This is a genomic window from Oleiphilus sp. HI0117, assembly GCF_001635235.1.
The window spans coordinates 1-7103 of the sequence record NZ_LWGA01000879.1 but is presented as its reverse complement, the minus strand read 5'-3'; the positions used below and the strand labels follow the sequence as shown (position 1 = coordinate 7103).

General features: G+C 43.7%; 5 protein-coding genes. 2 read left to right on the top strand and 3 right to left on the bottom strand.

Annotated elements, in window-relative coordinates; all coding sequences use genetic code 11:
* Nucleotides 1-185: 185 nt before the first annotated feature.
* From A3757_RS15405 to A3757_RS15395, 3 genes are all read right to left on the bottom strand, one after another.
* The gene (locus A3757_RS15405) at nt 186-1754 is read right to left on the bottom strand and encodes a cation:proton antiporter family protein (protein WP_197470067.1); all 1569 of its coding nucleotides are present in this window, start codon (nt 1752-1754) and stop codon (nt 186-188) included.
* Nucleotides 1755-1812: 58 nt separating this feature from the next.
* On the bottom strand, nt 1813-3453 hold the full coding sequence (locus A3757_RS15400; protein ID WP_068508952.1) for an iron ABC transporter permease: 1641 nt from the start codon (nt 3451-3453) through the stop codon (nt 1813-1815).
* Nucleotides 3454-3579: 126 nt separating this feature from the next.
* The gene (locus A3757_RS15395; protein ID WP_156490469.1) at nt 3580-4602 is read right to left on the bottom strand and encodes a Fe(3+) ABC transporter substrate-binding protein; all 1023 of its coding nucleotides are present in this window, start codon (nt 4600-4602) and stop codon (nt 3580-3582) included.
* A 161-nt stretch (nt 4603-4763) separates the two neighbouring features.
* Between A3757_RS15395 and A3757_RS15390 the strand changes: the two genes are divergently transcribed.
* Together A3757_RS15390 and A3757_RS15385 are read left to right on the top strand one after the other, a co-directional pair.
* Nucleotides 4764-5369, top strand: coding sequence for a hypothetical protein (locus A3757_RS15390; RefSeq protein ID WP_068508954.1), 606 nt, complete (start codon nt 4764-4766; stop codon nt 5367-5369).
* 247 nt (nt 5370-5616) lie between these two features.
* On the top strand, nt 5617-6939 hold the full coding sequence (locus A3757_RS15385; RefSeq protein ID WP_068508956.1) for an HD-GYP domain-containing protein: 1323 nt from the start codon (nt 5617-5619) through the stop codon (nt 6937-6939).
* Nucleotides 6940-7103: the final 164 nt, after the last annotated feature.

The window sequence follows — 7103 nt, the reverse complement described above, 5'->3', positions numbered from 1 at the left end:
TATGTTGAATAGCGATCATTATATAATAGAATAGTTCGAAGTCGAACTCTTTGGTCTTTAAGTTAGCGCGTGTCGTCACAACACGAGAGAATTATTTAATAGAGAGTCTTATTCGCAGTGAAGTCTTCCTGAATAAAAAGAAAGACGTGTTCGATAAAATTTTGGTTTGTGTTGTGTAAAAGAGCTTATTGCCCTTTTAATAAGTGGATGCTTTCCTCAGCGAAGCCAGTTCCTACCTCTGCATAGTAGTTGAAAGCAATATCGGCACCTAAACCCATTAGCTCTTTTTGTTGGTCTTCATATTGTGCAATGACGGAAATTTTTCCTGAATAAGAAGTATGCTTCAACTGATAGATAATGTTCTTCATCTCGTTGACTGAAGGCAGGGCTAACATAATTAGTTTTATGTCGCTTAATGGGGCCTGTTCCCAGAACTCAATGTCATCACCATCACCGCATATAATATTAATGCCTTGTTCCTTGAACCCCTGTGCCCGTTTTGGGTCAAGCTCAACACCGCAGATCTTCCCGGGGAGATCCCTTTCTGCTTCATGATAAGCGCCTTTTCCAACACGCCCCATGCCGACAATTAAGACTTCTTTGTCTTTGATAGGTAAAAAGGTTTGTTGGGAGGTATCACAAGGACGTTCAAAACGCGAGAAGGCGTCTTTTTTGTTTGCGTATATTCGATGTGCAAACTTGTAAATAATTGAGCTAAATACCATCGAATGAGTTGTCGATAGGGCGATGATGACCAACCATTCATGGCTTAGCCAGTTTTGATCAACACTTAAGCTGGCAACGATCAACCCGAATTCGCTGTAGTTGGCTAGCAAGAGTGCTGACAAGAAGCTGGTACGCAAGCGTAAGCCAACCGCATTAAACACAAAGAAGAAAAGCAATAACTTGATGGGGAGTAAAATAGTCAAGCCTAAGGCGACGAGCCACATTTCCAAAGTTGGTAACGCGGTGAACCCGATAGACAAAAAGAAGCAGATTAGGAAGAGGTCTTTGAAGCTCATTAACGACTTATAGAGTTCGTTAGATTTAGGTAAGCCTGCGAGTAGCATGCCCATGACTAGTGCACCCAAGTCACCCTTCATGTCGACAAGCTCAAAAAGCTCCGGGCCGCCAAGTGCAAGTAAAAAACCGTAGAGTGGGATCAACTCTCCGTGACCGCTGGAGGCCATCATTCTTTTTAATAAAGGGCGAAGGAACCAAAGGCCAAGCAAGCTAAATGCCCAAAGGCTTGGTGATTTGCCGGTTGCAAAGAATAGAAACAGAACAGCCGCAATATCTTGCCAGATTAGTACGCCGACAGCGAGGTCACCGTGTTTGGATTTTAATTCCGCATTGTCTTCCAAAATCTTAATGACGCAAACAGTGCTACTGAAACTAAAAGCAAAAGCGATAATGGCGCTTTGCGACAAACTGAGATCAAATAAGCTGTGGCTGAGGGTAGTTGTGCAAAGAATTATCAAAGGAAGTAGGAGTATCATCCACCCACTCATATGAATAAAGGTTCCGGACCATAATTGTGGCCTCATAAGCTGTCTGAAATCAATTTTAAGCCCGATGGTAAACAGCATTAGCGTAATGCCAAGGTCTGCAAGCATCTCGAGTGTCGGTTCTGGCGTAACGCCACTTGCATGGAGCAAGAAGCCAGCAATTAGATAACCAACTAAGGGTGGGAGTGTGATTTGTTTCGCAATGAAGCCAAATATGAAGGCAACTAAAATCCAGATGATGCTCATATTGCTTATTTACTTCTCTTAAGTCGATGAATGTTTGGGTTGCTAATTGCTTCGTATCTTAGGACTTTTGGCTAATACTCTTGTCTAACAATATAACTGGCAGAATACCCACTGCAACGATGATTAGTGCGCTCAAGGCGCTTTGCTCAAGTAACTCATCGGAAGCAAATTGGTAAACCTGTGTAGCCAGTGTTTCAAAATTAAAAGGCCGTAAAATTAGTGTAGCAGGCAATTCTTTCAAACAGTCTACAAACACGACAAGCATGCCGGTAAGAGCACCCCGCTTGATAATGGGCAGGTGTACTTTAAATAGTGTCGATAAATAATTATGGCCAAGTGAGCGCGATGCCATGTCCATGCTTGGTGTTACTTTAGATAGGCTGGACTCTACGGACCCTGAAGAGACAGCTAAGAAGCGAACAGAATAGGAAAATACAATTGCGAAAGCCGTACCGCTCAAAATCAATCCTGTTGAGAAATCAAAGTGCTCTCTCATAAGACCGTCAAGGGTATTATCGAAGGCAGCAAAGGGAATGATAATTCCGATCGCAAGCACCGCGCCTGGTATGGCGTAGCCTAGGCTAGAGAAGTTGACCAGGTGCTGAGTGAGCTTATTGGAATTTAGTCGTTTGCTGTAAGTAAGTACGATGCCTAAAACCAGTGTGGCAAAGGCGGCAATACTGGCTAAAACAAAACTGTTTAGTGCGTACTCTATAAAATTGCTGTGCCAGGATATTTCAAAGTATTTGACTGCATAAATCGTTAGAAGTGAGAAGGGAAACAGAAACCCTAACAATACCGGTAAGAAGGCGACTGCGAATGCCAGATAAGCCCTTATTCCATATAGCTTATGGCTTGGAATGGTTGAGCCTTGGTTGCGCGACTGGTATTGCTTTTGTCTGCGTCGAGAGTAGCGTTCAGAGCTAATAAGAATAACCACGACAGCCATCATTAGTAAGGCTATCTGTGCTGCACCACCCAAGTTGCCCATGTTCAACCACGTGTCGTAAAGACCCGCTGTTAAGGTTTGGACGGCGAAATAATCTACCGTTCCAAAGTCGTTAAGTGTCTCCATTAGTACTAAAGACAGGCCAACCGCAATAGCGGGCCGTGCAATGGGTAAGGATACTCGATAAAAGAACTGGAAGGGCGTAGAGCCTAGACTGCGTGAAATGCGATAGAGGGAAATCGACTGCTCAAGAAAGGCCGCGCGTGCCAGCATGTAGACGTAAGGGTAGAGTACTAGTGACATCATGATAATAGCTCCCCCCATACTTCTGATTTCGGGGAACCAATAATCTCTGCTGGTCTTCCAGCCAAATAGCTCTCGAAGCGCTGATTGCACGGGGCCTGCGTATTCCAGAAAATCAGTGTAGGTATAAGCGATGACGTAAGCGGGTACGGCAAAGGGGAGTAATAAGGCCCAACTCAGCCACTTTTTGCCGGGGAAGTCGTACATGGAAATAAGCCAAGCTGAGCCAGTTCCAACCAGAAAAGTTAGGGAGCCAACGCCAAGCATAAGAATCAGCGTGTTTTTCAGATAACTAGGTAAAACTGTATTAAGCAGGTGCGGCCAGGCGTTTTCCTCTGGAAAAAGAGCGAGGTAAGCCACCGCAACAATCGGGAGACCGATAAGGGTTGCGATAATGAAAGATGAAATGAACCAGGGACGCTCTTGAGCGTTTAGTCTGAAATTCAAGAGTGATAAACCTTCAAAGTATTCGAGTTACGCCGAGCTGAGCAAGATACATTAAAAACGAAAAGCGGCATAGTGCCGCTTTAGTTTATTTTTCTAAAAGCCATGGCCTTAGCTTATCTAGAGTCATTATTCATCGAAGGCAACTTCATCAACTAACTGTGCTGCACGCTTTCTTAGATTAGCAATATCTGCGAGTGGCAGTGTATCTGACTTGAAGGAACCCCAAGACTTTACCAGGCTCGATGGTTCAACCTTAGTATTAACCGGATACTCGAAGTTTTGTTCTGCATAGAGGCTTTGCGCATAGTCCTGTGTTAGGAACTCCATTAGCTTGATTGCACTTTCTTTGTTTGGTGCGTGTTTAGTAAGTGCTACGCCACTGATATTCACGTGGGTGCCTCGGTTGCCTTGGTTAGGAAAGGTTAGGTGGACAGAGTTTGCCCAAGCAACCTGTGCTTTGTCGTTTAACATTTTGCCGAAATAATAATTGTTGCCAAGTGACAGGTCACAAATACCCTCGTTGATTGCTTTTACTTGTGCTCGATCATTTCCTTGAGGACGTCTCGCCAGGTTGTCTTTTACACCTTGTAACCAGGTTTTTGCTTCTGCTTCGCCGTGATGAGCGATCATTGATGCGATCAGCGCAAGGTTGTAAGGGTGCTTGCCGCTTCGGGTACAGATACGGCCTTTCCAGACGGGTTTGCTCAAGTCTTCATAGTTTTGAATGTCAGCTAGGTTAGCGCGCTCTTTTGACGCATAGATAGAGCGAGTACGTGTCGTTAAACCAAACCAACGGTTTTCTGGGTCGCGATATTGTACCGGGACATTCTTTTGTAGCGTTTCTGATTCAACAGCTTGAACCAAGTCTTTGTTGGTCACTTCCATTAAACGGCCAATATCGACAGTGAAAACTAAATCGGCAGGGGAGTTGCGTCCTTCACGAGTCAGGCGTTCAGCTAAACCTTTCTTAGCAAAAACTACATTAACCTTAATACCGCTTTGTTCGGTAAACTTATCGAACATAGGTTGAACCAGAAAGGGCTGGCGGTAAGAGTATACGTTAACCTCTTCACTGCTTGCTGAAACAGTTGTCGTGAATAAGGAAGAGAGAGTTAGAAGGGTGACGCAAATAAAGCGAGACAGAGCCATAAATAAATATTCCTAATATAGTTTCCATAAAGTAATGCGAATCATTCTTAAATAAAAAGAATTGTTAGTCAAGAATTTAAAGCATTTAACTTGATGGCTATCAAGTCAACTAAGCGATAAAATGCCATTTAAATATTGAGCTTTGGAGTAAAAGAGCGCTAATGAAGAGTTTCTCCCGCTTGCTACTAGTCGGACTGTTTGCTTTCTTAACGGCTTGTGCAACCACAGATTATCAAACGCATTATGGTTGGTTTATGGCGGAAAACTCTGCTGGCGAACTTAGACAATTTAGAGTTTATTGGCAGTCTGTTCGTTATGAAGGTTGGACAAGTGACGAGCTTCGCCCAATGCCGGTAGTGATTGAGGCGCAATGTAGCGAGCGGAAAGTTCACTTGTTTGACAGCTCGTTTGGCCCCGGCCGCCGCTGTAGTGATCGCCAAGGTGAAGGAATTGTTTTCTGTGGTCGTTCAGAAGTTGATGTGAATCGACGTGGCTTAGAGATAGAGAATAACTCCCTATGTGCAACGATTACCGATAGACAGGGCTCAAGTAGTATTCTGGATTTGGAGGGAGAAGTCCTCATTCACATGTCTTGCCGCCCAAAACGAACACAAAAAATACGAGGCGGTAAGAAAATAAATATAGATTACCTGCTTAGTTCTCAGCAGCCTTATATCGTCTCTACCAAGAAGGTAAAGGGCGGCGATATTGAGCAATTAGTTCCCGAATTATTCAACCACTCTTCTGTCTGTGACCCGGATGCCTAATATTTGATGGAAGGACGACTTTACTTGGTTACAAATCTAACTGCTAATTGATTAGATCTTGATCTATATTTAGAGTGTAAAAGCTATTTTTGAATAGATGCTAGTGTGACCGGTTTGGCATTGATAAGAAACAACCGGGTATTGTTACCTGAGCTTACATAAGCCAACGCTGCGTAGTGGTGTTGCCTGAAGATATTGTCAAAAATGTAAGGAAGATAACTAAAAGACCAGCTTAGTAGGTATTGTCATGTCGACAAATCGTTTAAAACTCGAAGTAAATGCGCTGAAGGAAGGCATGTTCGTCGCGGACTTGGATTGTCCGTGGCATGAAACGCCTTTTCCTCTACAGGGCTTTTATATTCGTATGGATGACGATGTAAAGGCTTTGAGCGAATACTGTAAATTTGTTTATGTTGACGTGAAGCGAGAAAAGGTCAAAACGGTTCATGCGAATCACGCTGTGCCTAGTTCTGAAAAAGGTAAAAAGGGTATCTCTGGAAGTTCCGAGAATAACCCCGAAATAGAACTCCCTCCCATTGTTGTCAAAGCTCCTCATCACTATGAAGCAAGCGTCTCCATTAACAAAGAAGTTGCCCGCGTAGAAAAGCTTCATCGTCATGTATACGATGCGATTGACCAGGTGTTTCTCACTGTCGAGCAAGGTGGTGATGTAAGCATTAAAGAAACCGAGTCAGTTGCTAAAGGTATGGTCGAAAGCGTTATTCGTAATCCCGATGCCCTGGTTTGGCTGTCTAAAATGAATGAAATAGATGCTTATAGTTATCAGCATTCGGTGAAATCCTCTATATGGGCTTTAGTTTTGGGGCGTCATATGGGCTTGAAGAAGGAGATGCTGGAAACCTTAGCTTTGGGTGTTTTATTGTCGCATATTGGTAAGGCTAGAGTTGCGCAAAAAGTACTTGATGCCTATCCGGACCTTGAGAGTAGCCAACTATCAGCCTATCAGCAATATGTTGAAAAGAGTGTCGAGTTACTAACTGAGATAGAAGGTTTACCTTCTGGCGTTGCATCAATTGTTGAATTTCACCAAGAAAGACACAATGGTACCGGTTACCCGAAAGGTGTGACGGGTGAGCGCATTCCTTTGTTAGCTAAGATTGCCGGTTTGGTTGATTATTATCAGGAGTTGATTACACCGCGTGATGACGAACTGGGTATGTCTCCTTATGATGCTGTTGCCCGTTTATACGAGCTGCGTAATATCGCTTTTCAGAAAGATCTTGTTGAGCGCTTCATTGAAGCGGTAGGCGTATACCCTACAGGTACCTTGGTTGAGCTAAGTTCTGAGGAAGTGGGTATTGTAACCGGGCATAATGAAGATCGCCGCTTACAACCGAAAGTAATGGTTGTACTCGATGCTCAGAAGCGAGCAATGAAGTGCGGTAAAGTGGTAGACCTAAAAGAGGTAAACCGCGATAGAAATGTTTTAAGCATTAAAGACAGTTTACCTAAGGGAGCTTACGACATAGATGAGCAGCGGTACCTGTTATCCGGTGCAACCTCTAAATGGAGTTGGCGACACTTGGCATCCTCATTCGCGTCTGGCTAATTTGTTATTCTCTTCTGGGCGAGCAAGCCTAATAAAACTTGATAAAAGGCAGTTTGATGATTCACACTGCCTTTTTTATTGGCTGAAAGAAGATAAGCGATGGCGAGAGTGTATTGTCAACGGTGCAATAGGCCTGAAAAAGTTTGCTTGTGTGCATCGATAAG